At 60.7% G+C, this 14,589-nt stretch carries 16 protein-coding genes; 10 read left to right on the top strand and 6 right to left on the bottom strand.

Annotated elements, in window-relative coordinates:
- The first annotated feature begins 115 nt into the window (after positions 1 to 115).
- Genes PHF15_RS02795 through PHF15_RS02775 form a run of 5 tightly spaced genes read left to right on the top strand, consistent with a single transcriptional unit; the run spans position 116 to position 5,258 of the window.
- Positions 116 to 1,456, top strand: a complete 1,341-nt coding sequence (locus tag PHF15_RS02795; RefSeq protein WP_300118795.1) for an anaerobic C4-dicarboxylate transporter — start codon at positions 116 to 118, stop codon at positions 1,454 to 1,456.
- Between the two features lie 28 nt (positions 1,457 to 1,484).
- Complete coding sequence (locus tag PHF15_RS02790) at positions 1,485 to 1,748, top strand: BrnT family toxin (protein WP_300118794.1); 264 nt, start codon at positions 1,485 to 1,487, stop codon at positions 1,746 to 1,748.
- Positions 1,738 to 1,995 (top strand): CopG family transcriptional regulator, encoded by a 258-nt coding sequence (locus tag PHF15_RS02785; protein WP_300118793.1) that lies wholly within the window; start codon positions 1,738 to 1,740, stop codon positions 1,993 to 1,995. Before PHF15_RS02790 ends, PHF15_RS02785 begins: the two co-directional genes overlap by 11 nt.
- On the top strand, positions 1,988 to 3,850 hold the full coding sequence (gene mutL / locus PHF15_RS02780; protein ID WP_300118792.1) for a DNA mismatch repair endonuclease MutL: 1,863 nt from the start codon (positions 1,988 to 1,990) through the stop codon (positions 3,848 to 3,850). The genes PHF15_RS02785 and mutL overlap by 8 nt, the downstream gene beginning before the upstream one ends.
- 28 nt (positions 3,851 to 3,878) lie before the next feature.
- Positions 3,879 to 5,258: an MATE family efflux transporter gene (locus tag PHF15_RS02775; RefSeq protein ID WP_300119084.1), complete on the top strand. Its 1,380-nt coding sequence runs from the start codon at positions 3,879 to 3,881 to the stop codon at positions 5,256 to 5,258.
- 5 nt (positions 5,259 to 5,263) lie between these two features.
- Here the strand turns inward: PHF15_RS02775 and PHF15_RS02770 are convergent, their stop codons facing one another.
- Positions 5,264 to 5,902, bottom strand: a complete 639-nt coding sequence (locus tag PHF15_RS02770) for a 3-oxoacid CoA-transferase subunit B (RefSeq protein ID WP_300118790.1) — start codon at positions 5,900 to 5,902, stop codon at positions 5,264 to 5,266.
- 75 nt (positions 5,903 to 5,977) lie between these two features.
- Complete coding sequence (locus PHF15_RS02765) at positions 5,978 to 6,670, bottom strand: CoA transferase subunit A (RefSeq protein ID WP_300118789.1); 693 nt, start codon at positions 6,668 to 6,670, stop codon at positions 5,978 to 5,980.
- A gap of 142 nt (positions 6,671 to 6,812) precedes the next feature.
- On the opposite strand from PHF15_RS02765, the gene PHF15_RS02760 reads away from it, so the two are divergent.
- Both PHF15_RS02760 and PHF15_RS02755 read left to right on the top strand, forming a co-directional pair.
- Positions 6,813 to 7,367 carry a PAS and helix-turn-helix domain-containing protein gene (locus tag PHF15_RS02760; RefSeq protein WP_300118787.1) on the top strand — a complete coding sequence of 185 codons (555 nt, stop codon included), beginning with the start codon at positions 6,813 to 6,815 and terminating at the stop codon, positions 7,365 to 7,367.
- 92 nt (positions 7,368 to 7,459) lie between these two features.
- Entirely contained in the window at positions 7,460 to 7,771 is a 312-nt protein-coding gene (locus PHF15_RS02755) for a DUF2934 domain-containing protein (protein WP_300118786.1), read from the top strand.
- A gap of 27 nt (positions 7,772 to 7,798) precedes the next feature.
- On the opposite strand, the gene PHF15_RS02750 is transcribed toward PHF15_RS02755, so the two are convergent.
- From PHF15_RS02750 to PHF15_RS02735, 4 genes are read right to left on the bottom strand one after another with little or no spacing between them, the layout of a single operon-like run.
- A complete protein-coding gene (locus PHF15_RS02750) occupies positions 7,799 to 8,218 on the bottom strand; it encodes an acyl-CoA thioesterase (RefSeq protein ID WP_300118784.1) in 420 nt (139 codons plus the stop codon).
- Positions 8,219 to 8,220: 2 nt separating this feature from the next.
- Positions 8,221 to 8,799, bottom strand: a complete 579-nt coding sequence (locus PHF15_RS02745; protein ID WP_300118782.1) for a chorismate lyase — start codon at positions 8,797 to 8,799, stop codon at positions 8,221 to 8,223.
- Positions 8,799 to 9,698, bottom strand: coding sequence for a DMT family transporter (locus PHF15_RS02740; protein ID WP_300118780.1), 900 nt, complete (start codon positions 9,696 to 9,698; stop codon positions 8,799 to 8,801). Before PHF15_RS02740 ends, PHF15_RS02745 begins: the two co-directional genes overlap by 1 nt.
- A 6-nt stretch (positions 9,699 to 9,704) precedes the next feature.
- Entirely contained in the window at positions 9,705 to 10,487 is a 783-nt protein-coding gene (locus PHF15_RS02735) for an SDR family oxidoreductase (protein WP_300118778.1), read from the bottom strand.
- 155 nt (positions 10,488 to 10,642) lie between these two features.
- Between PHF15_RS02735 and PHF15_RS02730 the strand changes: the two genes are divergently transcribed.
- The 3 genes from PHF15_RS02730 (at position 10,643) to PHF15_RS02720 (ending at position 14,540) form a co-directional block, all read left to right on the top strand.
- Positions 10,643 to 12,334 (top strand): electron transfer flavoprotein-ubiquinone oxidoreductase, encoded by a 1,692-nt coding sequence (locus PHF15_RS02730; RefSeq protein ID WP_300118776.1) that lies wholly within the window; start codon positions 10,643 to 10,645, stop codon positions 12,332 to 12,334.
- Positions 12,335 to 12,402: 68 nt separating this feature from the next.
- Positions 12,403 to 13,065, top strand: a complete 663-nt coding sequence (locus tag PHF15_RS02725) for a hypothetical protein (protein ID WP_300118775.1) — start codon at positions 12,403 to 12,405, stop codon at positions 13,063 to 13,065.
- A gap of 122 nt (positions 13,066 to 13,187) precedes the next feature.
- Positions 13,188 to 14,540, top strand: coding sequence for a GGDEF domain-containing protein (locus tag PHF15_RS02720; RefSeq protein ID WP_300118774.1), 1,353 nt, complete (start codon positions 13,188 to 13,190; stop codon positions 14,538 to 14,540).
- The last annotated feature ends 49 nt before the right edge of the window (positions 14,541 to 14,589 follow it).

The raw sequence follows: 14,589 nt of genomic DNA, 5'->3' as shown, positions 1-14,589 counted from the left end.
AAGAATAATTACAGTTTATCCAGCTTGATTGATTCAAATCAAACAAGCTACAGGTCAATACCTAGGGTTTACCCTAATTATGTTTACAGTAGAGCCTTCTTTGAAGGAGCTGAATGTGGACATTTTTCTGCAACTGATTGTCATTCTGGTCTGCCTGTTTTACGGTGCCAGAAAAGGCGGTGTGGCGCTGGGGCTGCTGGGCGGCATCGGCATTGTCATCATGACCTTTGTGTTTGGTCTCAAGCCCGGCAAGCCACCGGTCGATGTGATGCTCACCATCATCGCCGTGGTGGCAGCTTCCGCCACCTTGCAGGCATCGGGTGGCCTGGAAGTGATGCTCAAGGGCGCGGAAAAACTGCTGCGCCGCAATCCGAAGTACATCTCGATCCTGGCGCCTTTTGTCACCTGTTTCCTGACCATCTTGTGTGGCACCGGCCACGTGGTGTACACCATGCTGCCCATCATTTATGACATTGCCATCAAGAACGGCATTCGGCCCGAGCGGCCCATGGCGGCATCGTCCATCGCCAGCCAGATGGGTATCCTGGCCAGCCCGGTGTCGGTGGCCGTGGTGTCTTTGGTGGCCTTTTTGGCCAAGGTTCCCGTCGATGGCCACGTGATCGACTTTATCCAGGTGCTGTCCATCACCATCCCCTCGACCCTGGCCGGGGTGCTGGTCATTGGTATTTTCAGCTGGTTCCGCGGCAAAGACCTTGATAAAGACCCCGAGTTTCAGGCGCGCATTGCCGACCCTGAACAACGCAAAATGATCTACGGCGACAGCGCCACGCTGATGAACAAAACCCTCTCCAGCGACCAATGGACCGCGATGTGGATTTTCCTCGGTGCGATTGCCGTGGTGGCCTTTTTGGGTGCTTACCCCAGCCTGCGGCCAGCCTTCGATGGCAAGCCGCTGTCGATGGTGCTCACCATCCAGATGTTCATGCTGCTGGCGGGTGCACTGATGATCATGCTCACCAAAACCGATCCGACTCTGATTGGCAAGACCGAAGTGTTCCGCGCCGGCATGATTGCCGTGGTGGCCGTGTTCGGCATTGCCTGGATGGCCGACACGGTGTTTGAAGCCCATCTGCCCGAATTAAAAGCCGCTCTCTCTGAACTGGTCCAGACCCAACCCTGGACTTACGCCATCGCCCTGCTGCTGGTGTCCAAGCTGGTGAATTCGCAGGCCGCCGCCATCAGCGCCATGGTGCCGGTGGGTCTGGCCATTGGCGTGCCGCCCGGCTACATCGTGGCGTTTGCCGCCGCCTCTTATGGGTATTACATCCTGCCCACCTATCCCAGCGACCTGGCCGCCATTCAGTTTGATCGCTCGGGAACCACCCGCATCGGCAAGTATGTGATCAACCACAGCTTCATCATCCCAGGGCTGATTGGCGTCGCCACCTCGTGCCTGACGGGCTACCTGCTGGCATCGGCGAGTGGCTTGATTTGACGTTCTGGATTGGTATAATTTTTATACCATGCACGTATTTGAGTTTGATCCAAACAAGAGCGAGTCCAATTTCTTCAAGCATGGCATCCGCTTTGAAGATGCCCAAAGCCTCTGGAGTGATCCGCACTTGTTGGAGATTCCAGCAAAGACCGAGGACGAGCCTCGGTTTTTGGTCATTGGGATGATCCTTGACAAACACTGGTCAGCCGTGATGACCTATCGCGGCAGCCATATTCGACTCATCTCCGTGCGCAGATCCAGAACCGAGGAGATAGCACTTTATGAAAGCTAAAGATTTCGACCAGAAATTCGATGAGGGCATCGACATTAGCGCCGAGCTCGATGTTGCCAAAGCGCGTCGTGTGGCGCAAGTTCAAAAACGCGTCAACGTTGACTTTCCAGCCTGGATGGTTGAGTCGTTGGACCGTGAAGCCAGCAAACTGGGCGTCACACGCCAATCAGTGATCAAAGTCTGGCTTGCTGAGCGACTCGAATCAACCAACACCCACCGATCCGCCTTGCTCACAGCCCATGAGTGACGCGCTGACCCAAACAGTCCCCCGTCGCCCCATCCGTGAACTGCCTGACGCACTGATCAGCCAGATCGCCGCCGGCGAAGTGGTGGAGCGACCTGCCTCGGTGGTGCGTGAGCTGGTGGACAACGCGCTCGATGCCGGCGCCAGCCAGATTACCGTGCGACTGCTCGCAGGCGGCGTGCGCCTGATCAGCGTGGAAGACGACGGCTCGGGCATCCTGCCTGAAGAACTGCCGATCGCGCTCAAGCGCCACGCCACCAGCAAGATCGGCAGCCTGGCAGACCTGGAGTCGGTCGGCACCATGGGCTTTCGGGGCGAGGCGCTGGCTGCCATCAATGCCATTGCCGATTGCGCCCTGCTGTCCCGCGTGAGCGGCCAGGCCCATGCCTACCTGCTGGAAGGCCAGACCGGCGAAATCACACCGGTGGCGCGCAGCACCGGCACCACGGTCGAGGTCAAGGAGCTGTTTTTCAGCACACCCGCGCGGCGCAAGTTTCTCAAAACCGATGCCACCGAACTCGCACATTGTGTCGAGGCGGTGCGGCGTCACGCGCTGGCCCGGCCCGATGTCGGCTTTGCCGTCTGGCATGAGGGCAAGCTGGTCGAACAATGGCGGCGCTGCGGCGAGGCGGGCAGCCTGCCCGCGCTGGAGCAGCGCCTGGCCGATGCGCTGGGCAGCGACTTTGTCGAGCGCTCGGTATGGGTCGATTTCTCAAGCGCTGTCACACCGGGCCGCCCGGACTACGCACCCGTCATCAAAGTCTGGGGCCGGGCCGGCATACCCGACGCCGCACGAGCGCGTGGCGACCAGCAATTTTGTTATGTCAACGGTCGTTTCGTGCGCGACAAGGTCATCACCCATGGGGCTCGCGGCGCCTACGAGGACGTGCTGCACGGCCAGCGCCAGCCGGTTTATGCGCTGTACATCGAACTGGACCCGACGCGGGTCGATGTCAACGTGCACCCGACCAAAATCGAGGTGCGCTTTCGCGACAGCCGCGAGGTGCACCAGGCGGTGCGTCATGCCGTGGAAAGTGCGCTGGCCGCGCCGCGTGCCGGGCAGACGTCACCGCAAGTCGCTGCATCGATGACCCGCACTGAGTCAGCGGCCCAGGTCACCGATTGGGGTCAGGCGTTGTCACCGGCCTCCTATTCCTACACGCAGTCGGGGATGCATTTTGAGGCACCGGCGGGCCATCGCGTCAGTGACATGGCAGCGCTGTGGCAGCCCCAGCCAACGGCGGCTCCCCTGCAGGCGAACGACTGGCCGCTGGGCCGTGCACTGGCGCAACTCAAGGGAATTTACATCCTGGCCGAAAACACGCAGGGCCTGGTGATTGTCGATATGCACGCGGCGCACGAGCGCATCGTTTATGAACGGCTCAAGGCGCAGTGGTCTGACACCGAGGGCACCTCCAGCCTGCCCAGCCAGCCATTGCTGATTCCTGCCACCTTTGCCGCGACACCGCTCGAAGTCGCCACGGCAGAAGCCAACGCCGCCACGCTGCACCTGCTGGGCCTCGACATCACGCCCTTTTCCGGCAGGACGCTGGCGGTGCGCGCCGTGCCGACCACGCTGGCGCAAGGTGATGCGGTGGAACTGGCGCGCAGCGTGCTGGCCGAGCTGAGCCAGCATGAGGCCAGCAGCGTGGTGCAGCGCGCCCACAACGAGCTGCTCGGCACCATGGCCTGCCACGGCGCGGTGCGCGCCAACCGGCATCTGACGCTCGAAGAAATGAACGCGCTGCTGCGCCAGATGGAAGCCACCGAACGCAGCGACCAGTGCAATCACGGCCGGCCCACTTGGCGACCCATCAGCCTGCGCGAACTCGACGCGCTGTTCATGCGCGGGCGTTGACGTTTTGTTAAGCCCTTTCAAACAACTGATGCGCCACCCGGCGCAGCGCAACCGGCTCAGCACCGAACTGCGCAGCCTGTGGCATCTGGCCTGGCCGATTCTGGTAGGGCAACTGGCCTACGTCGGTATGGCGGTGGTCGATGTGGCCATGGCCGGCCATGCCTCAGCGCAGGACCTGGCGGGCGTGTCGCTCGGGGTGTCGATCTGGAACATGCTGATGCTCACCGTCATGGGCATCACGATGGCCATCAACCCGGTCGTGGCGCATCACGTGGGCGCCGGTAAGCTTGAAGAAATACCGCACAAGGTGCGCCAGGCGCTCTGGAAGGCGCTGGGCATCGGTCTGCTCGGCTTGATGCTCGCCAACCTGGCAGGGCTGTTGTTTGACCACTTGAGCCTGGAACCGCGCGTGCACGATCTCGCCAAGGACTTCGTGCTGATCACCAGCCTGGCGCTGCCGCTGTTTGCCTGCTACCGCGTGCTTTATGGCTACAGCACCAGCCTGAATCAGACCAAGCCGCTGATGGTAATTGCCTTGCTGTCGCTGGCGCTCAACATCATCATCAACTGGCTGCTGGTGTTCGGCAAGCTGGGCTTTCCGCGGCTCGGCGGGGTCGGCTGCGCCTGGGCCACGCTGCTGACCGTTATTTTCAACCTGGTCGCGCTCATCTGGTGGATGCGACGCTCAGCCGTTTACCGCCCCAGTTGGCCATTTGCACACTTTGAGGCGCCGCACTGGCCCGAGATCAAAAGCCTGCTCAAACTGGGCCTGCCGATAGGCGTCACCTATTTTGCCGAGACCAGTGCTTTCAGCCTGATTTCGCTCTTGATTGCCAAATTTGGCAGCACGCAAATGGCCGCGCACCAGATTGCGCTCAATTTCACCTCACTGGTGTTCATGGTGCCGCTCAGCCTTGGGCTGGCGCTGCTGACGCGTGTGGGCCAATCCCTGGGTGCAGGGGATCCGACAAGGGCACGCTACCAGGCATGGGTGGGCGTCGCGCTGGGCTTGGGCTTTGCCGCTGTCTCGGCCACGCTGATCGCCGTCTTCAACCAGCAGGTTGCCAGCGCCTACACCAATGACGCAGCCGTGGTGGCGCTCACCGCCCAACTGCTGTTGCTGGCGGCATTTTTCCAGCTCTCGGATGCCACCCAGGTCATTACCAGTTGCGCCATTCGGGGCTACAAAGTGACACGCGCGCCCATGCTGATCCACATGACGGCGTTTTGGCTGATTGGCCTGCCGCTGGGCTACACGCTGGGTCTGGCCCCTGCCTGGATGCCGTGGGCACCGGCACACCCCATGGCCGCACAGGGCTTCTGGATTGCGCTGGTGGTGGGGTTGACCATTGCCGCGCTGGGGCTCACGGCGCTGCTCAGGCGGGTGGCACGCAGCCGGCTACGCTGATCAGATCAGTGCAGCTGGACGCCGGTTTTCGACTGCAGTTCTTCCATCGTCACGCCGGGCGCGCGCTGCACCACCTTGACGCCGTGCGGGGTGATGTCCATCACCGCCAGGTCGGTGATGATGCGGTCCACCACGCCCACGCCGGTGAGCGGCAAGGTGCAGCTGGGCAGGATCTTCATGTCGATGGTGCCGTCTTTCTTTTTGGCCACGTGCTCCATCAGCACCACCACGTTTTTCACGCCGCCCACCAGGTCCATGGCACCACCCATGCCCTTGACCATCTTGCCGGGAATCATCCAGTTGGCCAGGTCGCCGGTTTCGCTGACCTGCATGGCACCCAGAATGCTCAGGCTGATCTTGCCGCCGCGAATCATGGCAAAGCTGTCGTGGCTGCCAAAAATGCTGGAGCCGGGAATGGTGGTCACGGTTTGCTTGCCGGCGTTGATCAGGTCGGCATCGACCTCGTCGTCGGTCGGGAACGGACCAATGCCTAGCATGCCGTTTTCGCTTTGCAGCCAGACCTCGATGTCGGGCGACACAAAATTGGCCACCAGCGTCGGCAAGCCAATGCCCAGGTTCACGTAGTAGCCGTCCTGCAGTTCCTGCGCCGCCAAAGCGGCCATTTCGTCGTGTGTCCAAGCCATGATCAAACTCCTATTTGTTTAATATGTTGAGGACAGAGCTGGCGACTGCGTCGCTGCGGTCTGTCCCGCAAAAATTCAGCGAATCGTGCGCTTTTCAATGCGCTTTTCGGGTTTGGCATTGAGCACGATGCGGTTCACGTAGATGCCGGGCAAATGCACGCTGTCGGGATCGAACGTCCCGGTTTCGACAATTTCTTCCACTTCCACCACGGTAATCTTGCCAGCCATGGCCACGGCAGGGTTGAAGTTGCGCGCGGTGCGCCGGAACAGCAGGTTGCCGCTCTTGTCGGCTTTCCAGGCCTTGACCAGCGACACATCTGGCACCAGGGCGTGTTCCAGAATGTACACATGGCCGTCAAAGACGCGGTTTTCCTTGCCTTCGGCCACCAATGTGCCCACCCCAGTGCGCACGTAGAACGCCGGAATGCCGGCGCCACCTGCCCGCAGCTTCTCGGCCAGCGTGCCCTGCGGTGTGAACTCCAGCTGCAGCTCGCCGGCCAGGTACTGGCGCTCAAATTCCTTGTTCTCGCCCACATAGCTGGAGATCATCTTGCTGATCTGGCGTGTTTCCAGCAGCTTGCCCAGGCCAAAGCCATCGACACCCGCGTTATTGGAAATGACCGTGAGGTCACTCGCGCCGCTGTCGCGCAAGGCGTCGATGAGAGCCTCTGGAATGCCGCACAGGCCAAAGCCGCCAACAGCCAGCAATTGGCCGTTCCTGACAATGCCTTGCAGCGCTGCGGCTGCCGATGGGTAAATTTTATTCACTGCGAAAACTCCGTAGATAGAAACAGTAGCGTTACGATACTACCTAATTCCATACGTAGTTTTTCGTAAGGTGCAAACCCTAATCAGTTGGGGTCAGAGCACGTCGCTGCGCGAATGGTCTGACCCGCAAATTTTTTGAATCATGGACATTGATTACCGCCTGGCTTTCGAAATGGCTCCCGTGGGGCTGGCCCTGTCACGCAACCGCACCATGGTGAACTGCAACCGACACCTGTGCGAGATGTTCGGCGCCGCGCCCGATCAACTGATCGGCCAGTCGTTCCAGGTGCTCTACCCCAGCGCGCTCGAATTCGAGCGCACCGGCCAGCGCATCGCCCCGCTGCTCAACCGCAACGGCACCTACGCCGATGACCGCATCATGAAACGGCTCGATGGCCGCTTCAAGGGTGAAACCTTCTGGTGCCATGTGACCGGCCGCGCCCTCAACCAGGCAGCACCGCACGAGGCGGGCATCTGGACCTTTGAAGATTTGAGTGCCAGCCGACCGGTCAAGGCAGAATTGACCGCCCGAGAACGCGAAGTGGCGGCCTTTTTGATGGGCGGCCTGACCAGCAAGGAGATCGGCAAGGCGCTCGCCATCAGCCACCGCACCGTCGAAATCTACCGCGCCCGTTTGATGCGAAAATACAAGGCGTCCAATACCGGTGATCTGGTGCACAAATTAATGGCGGGTTAATCACGATGCCGCGCAAAACTGCATCAACCACCGCAAGCAGAGCAGGCACCGTATTGGTCATGGTCACACACCCTTCATCCAAGGAGAAATTCATGGTCACTGCAAAAAAATCACCCGCCAAAAAGGCCGTTGCCGCGCCAGCCACCGCAGCGTCACCCAAAGCGGCACCGACTGCTGCTGTGAAAAAAGCGCCTGCCAAAAAAGCAGCCATCAGCAAAGTAAAGGCCACGCCCTCTGCCGCGCGGCCCGAGGTGAGTTCGGAACAGCGCCACAACTACATTGAAGTCGCCGCCTTTTATGTGGCGCAGCGGCGCGGCTTTGCCCCCGGCAATCCGCTGGACGACTGGGCCACGGCAGAAGTTGAAGTGGATCAACTCATCGTGTCAGGTCATTTTTCCAGATAAGCGGCTCAAGCGGTTCGATGGGTCACTTCACGTGACAATGGCGCGCATCCAGTCGGGCAGGTCAATCGCTTTTTGCTTGGGAAAATCGACCCAGATCGTGGTGGCCCCGCCCGCGGCGTAGATCACGCCGGGCTGGTCGGTCATTTCCATGGTGGCCCAGGTCTCGAAGGTCGTGCGGGCCGGGTCGCTGGCGTACATCTTGACCAGCACGTCGCCAGGGTATTCCAGCTGCTTGTAAAAGTTGCAGAAGGCATTGACGATCACCGGCCCCTCGCCCATCGGGTTGGGCATGCAGCCGGCAGCGCGCATCCAGTCGATACGGCAGGTTTCCAGATAGCGAAAATAGGTGGTGTTGTTGACATGGCCCATGGCGTCCATGTCGCCCCAGCGGATCGGGATCACCACCTCGAATACCAGCTTTTTCTGTTCTGGAATGTCATACTTCATCGCTATCTCCTTCGCTTGATATTTTTTAATACTTCACCCGCGGGCCAAGGCCAACAGTTCTCAGGGGCGGCAAACACCTCCATCACCAACAGCGCCGCACCATGGCGGGTAAATACCGAACGGCGCGCTGACAAGGCCTGTGTGGCCAGAGGCATGCCCGTGGCCGCCAGCCAGGAACTGGCCACATGGCGCTGCAACCGGCTTTGACGCTGGAGTTGACTGTAGGCCAGCGGCGCACGCGAAATGCCCGAGCGCTTGAACAGCACATCAGCCAACGGACGGCTGCCCAAACCACGCACCGAGCGCCAGGCGCCCACCGAGTCAGCGTGCGCCGTAACACTGCGGGCAAACACCATCGGTTGGCCATCCACCCGCAGCAAGACCTCGCGCGCATAGCCGGTGCGTCGCCCACCCAGTCCCAATGCGCGCGCTTCATCCAGGGTGAGCGGCTGGCGACCTTGCACCAGCACCTGCACACTGAAGCACTCACCCGTGGCCGCCAGCCGTGCACTGAGCGAGCCAGAAGCCTGCAACCAATGCCGCAATCCGCCACGCGCCGAGGAAGTAGCCTGCCAGCCCATCAGCGATGCGCCCTGATCGAGGCCAGAATGCCCAGCGTGAACAACACGGCGGCCCAGGCTTGCGTTGCCGCAGGCCAGACACCGTCCCAGACAAAAGAATAAAACAGGGCGAACAAGGTTTCACTCACAATCAATTGACCGCACAGGCTGACGCTCAGGCGCTGGCTGGCCACGTTCCACAAAATGCTGGCAGCCCAGCCCGACCCGATGCCGGTGGCGATGCAGGCCATCACGATGACGGCCTGATTGTCCAGCAGGGAAAGCGTCCGGATGTCAGAACCCAGCAGCAACCAGAGCACAAAAGCGCCCAGACCGGTGGCCACGCCAAGCCAGTTGGCCCATTCGGTGGCGCTGACTTCCGGGTGGCGCTTGAGCCAAGCCGCGTTGACCAGGGCAAAGGCCGTCCAGCACAGCATGGCGCCGAGCGCCAGCAGCACGCCCCACCAGAACTGGCCACCCCCGGCGGGCAGTCTTGCTGCCTGGCTCAAGGTTGACTGCATCATCAGCGCCAGTCCGCCCAGGGTAAGAAGCAGCCCCGGCAACAGGCCAGCCCATTTGAGGCCGACCGGCTTGCCCAGCAGCATGACCCAGATCGGAATGGTGCCGATGATGAGGGTGGGCACCTCGGTGCCCGCATAAACGATGCTTTGCGCCAGCAGCAGGTAGTAGCCGGTCGCGCCCAGCAGGCTCATGCCCAGGGCGGTGACCGCCTGGCGCGCCGTGGGCCAAGTATGGCTGCGCCAAGTCAGCAGCATGGCCAGCGCCGCCATGCCGCCGTAACTGATGAAGCGCCCGGCCGTCAGATCCACCGAACTCAAACCCGGTGTCATACGCGGCACCACGAACACCATGCCCCACAAGGCGCCCGCGGCGAGGCCCGCAACCAGTCCGGTCAGCATGCAGTGCTAAACCGCAAAGCCATCGTCGGCAGAGATCACGGCGCCGTTGATGAAATGGCTTTGGTCGGAGCACAGCATCACCAGCAGCGCGTCCAGGTCCTGCGGTCGACCCACGCGCTTGCGCGGCAACATCTGGATCAGCTTCTGGCCCGCTTCCGTTTGCCAGTGGGCATGGTTGAGCTCGGTGTCGATGTAGCCGGGGCAAATGGCGTTGACATTGATGCCAAAGCGGCCCCACTCCAGCGCCATGGCTTTGGTCATCTGGATCAGCGCCGCCTTGCTCATGCAATAGACGCCAATTTTTGGCAGCACGCGCAGCCCCGCTGTGCTGGCGATATTGATGATTCGCCCTCCGGTAAAGCTGCCCGGCGCTGCCCCCTGGGCGCGCGCCAGCATGCGCTTGCCGACCTCTTGCGCCACAAAAAAGGCACCCTTGACGTTGGTGTCAAACATGAAATCAAAGTTGTCTTCGCTCACATCCTGGATGCGCTGGGTGGTGCTGACACCCGAGTTGTTGACCAAAATGTCGATCGAGCCAACCTCGGTTTCGGCGTGCGCCACGGCAGACTTGATCGAGTCCTGATCCGTCACATCGAGCTTGATCACATGGGCGTCGCCGCCCGCGCCCTCAATTTGCGCGCGCAATTCCTTGAGTTTCTCCACCCGGCGGCTGGCCAGCACCACGGCTGCACCAGCCTCCGCCAGGGTGCGGGCAAACTGCGCCCCCAATCCACCCGAGGCACCCGTGATCAAGGCCACCCGGCCCGAAAGGTCAATGCTGTATGTCATGGTGATTTCTCCATTTATTCCATCAGTAATAGAACGACTGTTCTATTGTGCTTGGTGCGTTGCCTGAAATTTGAATTTTTGGAAGACAATTCACGCCAGTTTTAGCCAACATCACATTGGCTTGAGTTTAATCAGTTGATGAAGCGAGTCCCACCATGACAAACCAGGAAATCCTGACCCAATACGGCCCCCGCGAATCCATGGAGTACGACGTGGTCGTGGTCGGTGGCGGCCCCGCCGGCCTGGCCACCGCCATCCGGCTGAAACAACTGGCCGCAGGAACAGGCGCTGAGTTGTCGGTGGTGGTGCTGGAAAAGGGTTCCGAGCCCGGTGCCCACATCCTGTCCGGTGCGGTGCTCGACCCACAATCGCTCACCGAGCTGTTCCCCGACTGGAAAGCCATGGGCGCACCGCTCAATCAGCCGGTTACCGACGAAGCCATGATGTTCCTGAGCGAGTCCACCGGCTACCGCACGCCCAACATGATGCTGCCCGAATGCAGCCAGAACCACGGCAACTACATCATCAGCCTGGGCGCGCTGACGCGCTGGCTGGCAACCCAGGCCGAAAGCCTGGGCGTTGAAATTTTCCCCGGCTTTGCCGCTGCCGAAGTGCTGTACAACGAGGCCGGCCAGGTCACCGGCGTGGCCACCGGCAACATGGGCGTGGAGAAAAGCGGCGCGCCCGGCCCCAACTTTCAGATCGGCATGGAGCTGCTGGGCAAATACACCGTCTTTGCCGAAGGCTCGCGCGGCCACTTGGGCAAGCAGGTCATCGACAAATTCAATCTGGACGAAGGCTGCGACCCGCAAAGCTACGCCATCGGCATCAAGGAACTCTGGGAAGCCGAACCCAGCCGCCACGAACCCGGTCTGGTGGTGCACACCGCCGGCTGGCCGATGGAAAACGACACCTACGGCGGCTCGTTTCTGTACCACATGGAAGACAACAAGATCGCCCTGGGTTTCATCACCGGCCTGAACTACGCCAACCCATTCTTAAGTCCGTTCGAGGAATTCCAGCGCTGGAAAACTCATCCCAACATCCGCTGGTACCTGGAAAACGACCAGGGCGAAGTGACCGGAAAACGCCTGGCCTATGGTGCCCGCGCCATCACCGCCGGGGGCTTGCTGGCATTGCCCAAGACCGTGTTCCCGGGTGGCGCGCTGGTGGGTTGTGATGCCGGATTCTTGAACGTGAGTCGCATCAAGGGCAGCCATTCCGCCATCAAGTCTGGCATGCTGGCCGCCGAGGCGGCTTTTGATGCTGTGAGCGCAGGCCGCGCGCACGACGAACTTACGGCTTACCCCGAAGCTTTCGAGGCCAGCTGGCTGTATGCCGAGCTCAACAAATCGCGCAACTTCAAGGCCTGGTTCAAGCACGGCCTCACAGTCGGCACGCTGATGAACGGCTTGGAGCAGTTTGGCTTGAATGGCAGGATGCCCTGGACCATCCGACGCGACAAACCCGACTACGCCTACCTCAAGCCCGCGTCAGAATGCAAGCCCATCGACTACCCCAAGCCGGATGGCAAGCTCACCTTCGACCGCCTGAGCAGCGTCTTCATCAGCAATGCCGCCCATGAAGAAAACCAACCGGCGCACCTGACGCTCAAGGATGCCAGCGTGCCGGTGACCGTGAACCTGGCCAAGTTTGCCGGCCCCGAGGCGCGCTACTGCCCGGCCGGGGTGTATGAGTTTGTCAAGGACGACAGCGGAGCCGACCGCCTGCAGATCAACGCCGCCAACTGCGTGCATTGCAAGACCTGCGACATCAAGGACCCGATGCAAAACATCGTCTGGGTCACGCCGGAGGGCGGTGGCGGACCCAATTACACCGAGATGTAAGCGCCTGATTAGACTGCTCTTGGAGGCCACTTGAAAAAACTCGGTCTGATCCTGTTGCTGCTGCCTTGGTGGCGGGCGCCCTGTTCTGGCTGTCTGGCAACCTTGATGGCCTGGTCAAAAATGCCATCGAGAGCTATGGCAGCAGCATGACGCAGGCCAGGGTCAGCGTCGGCAGCGTGAAACTCTCACCCACCGATGGCCGGGGCAGCGTCAAAGCTTTCAGCGTTGGCAACCCGCCGGGCTTCAAGACCGCCTACGCCTTGAAAGTGGCCAGCGTCGAGGTCGAAATCGACGTCGCCAGCGTCACCCAAGACGTGGTTCTGGTGCGGCGCATTGCCATCGAGGCGCCCGATGTGATCTACGAAAAAGGCGACACGCTGACCAACTTTGACGCCCTGTCGAACCACATTGTCAAAGCCGTCAACACCAACGCTGATCCATCGCGGCCCAGTAAAAAGCTGATTGTCGAGTTACTGACCATCCGCCACGCGCAGGCGCAGGCCAGCGCCGCCTTCATGAACGGCAAGACCGGCAGCGTGGCCCTGCCCGACATCACCTTGAAAAATCTGGGCCGTGCCAAGGGCGGCATCTCGCCGGGCGAGTTGGGGCAGGAAGTGGTCTCGGCCCTCAAGACCAAGCTGAGTGGGGTGGCCAGCTTTGACCGGCTGATGAAATCCGGTGGTGACGCTTTGAATCAGGTGGGTGCAGGCATCAAAGGGCTGTTCAAGTAGCAACCGACCTACAAGCGGATGCGTGTGTTTGGCCCCTTCTTGCTCCCGGTGCTCAATGATGGTCTGACGGGACCCCCCGTATGAGATACTTTTAGCCGTTCCATATAAAGCAGGAGATCGCCATGATTCGTCTGACACGGAAGGTATTTACCGATCTCGCCATATGGATGATCGGACTGGGCCTTGTCATGGGTCTGGTCTTCCCATTCTTTGTCGGGATGATGGGAGTGCCGGCTGAACTGGCCCTGACGCCGTGGTTTTTCGCCGCGACCATGACCGCCGGATGTATGGTTGGCGGGGCCAATATATGGCTGACCAAATCGGTCGTCGGCATCAGGTTGCGCACACTGGCTGACCGAATGAGGTTCGTTGAAACCAACCTGAGGACGTTTGCGCAGACCGGGAATGCGGAAAAATGCACGGTCGATGCCTGTCACGTCGACGTGGACTCGGAAGATGAAATAGGCGAGAGTGCAAAGGCCTTCAACTATCTCGTGGAGTCCCTTGCCTACTCACACCGCACTGATGCGGCAGTGCGCTCCTTTACCGAGGTGCTTTCCAGCCATCTTGAACTCGATGTTTTATCGAGTAAGGCTCTTGAGCAGTTGCTGGAGCATTCCGAGGCGGCTGCAGGCGCCATTCTGATCACCGAGGAAGGCGAACTGAAGATTGCGTCATCACAGGGCATCCGCACGCCGGATTCGCTGTGTAAAAGCGACCATGTCCGACGCGCGATCCAGACCGCAAGCCGGGTCACCGTGAACCTGCCGCAAGACGTGACTGTTGAGGGTATTCTGACGAACTTCCGGCCTCGTGAGGTGCTTGTCGACCCCGTGTTCTACAAGGAAGTCCCGCTCGGCGCCATCGTCCTGGCCAGTGGCGCTGGATTCAAGGATGATGCGAAGTCTCGCCTCGATCTGTTCCGCCATGGGCTGGCGCTCGCCTTCAATAACGCCCTGACCCATGACCGCCTTCAAACGCTGGCCGCCCTCGATCCGCTGACCGGCATCTACAACCGGCGCTTCGGCATGGCGAGGCTTCACGAGGAGTTCGGCCGCGCGATCCGCATGACTGGGACCCTCGGTGTCATGATGCTCGATATCGATCATTTCAAGAAGGTGAACGATACCTACGGCCACCTCGCGGGAGACCGGGTCCTCGTCCATGTTGCCAAAACAACGCGCGCCGCCCTTCGCGAGGGAGACGTTCTCATGCGTTACGGCGGCGAGGAATTCTTGGTTATCCTGCCCGCCGCTTCGAAAGCCAATTCCCACGACCTCGGCGAACGGATACGGCGCATGGTGGAAGACTCGTCCGTGGCGGAGGGAGATCAGATGATCTGCGTCACGATCAGCATCGGGATCACCTCTTTCCCGGAACTTGCCGCCGCCAGTGATCAGGAACTTGTCAAGCGCGCCGACGAGGCGCTTTATTCAGCCAAGGAATCGGGTCGAAACCGGGTGATTGTGGGATAAGTGTTTGCGACGGCACGAAATGGTGCTTTGACGCAGCACGAGATCGACC

The organism is Rhodoferax sp. (assembly GCF_028689295.1).
Taxonomy (GTDB): domain Bacteria; phylum Pseudomonadota; class Gammaproteobacteria; order Burkholderiales; family Burkholderiaceae_C; genus Rhodoferax.
This window is presented reverse-complemented; position numbering and strand designations above follow the sequence as displayed.